At 76.4% G+C, this 242-nt stretch carries 1 protein-coding gene; it reads right to left on the reverse strand.

The window, feature by feature from the left end:
* On the reverse strand, positions 1 to 242 hold a 242-nt coding region (locus tag Q0840_RS18995), incomplete at both ends, for a DUF222 domain-containing protein (RefSeq protein WP_298462750.1).

A 242-nucleotide genomic window follows, 5' to 3' on the forward strand; every position in this document is an offset into this window, starting at 1 on the left:
TTGCACTCGTGCGCCGGGTCCGCCAGCACCTGGCGGCGCTGCGCCGTGGTGGGCGTCAACGTGGCCAGCAGCTGCGCCTGCTCGACGGTGATCGCCCCGGTCGCGGCGGCCGCGCCGGTGGCGGGCAGGTGGTCCCGCAGGGCCCGGCCCAGGCGGACCTGGGCTCGGGCGGTCTGCACCGACACCTGGTGCTCGTGGGACACCCAGACCGGGAACGACCGGGCACCACTGAGCGCCCACAG

This window comes from uncultured Cellulomonas sp. (assembly GCF_947494015.1).
In the GTDB taxonomy this organism is placed as follows: Bacteria; Actinomycetota; Actinomycetes; order Actinomycetales; family Cellulomonadaceae; genus Pengzhenrongella.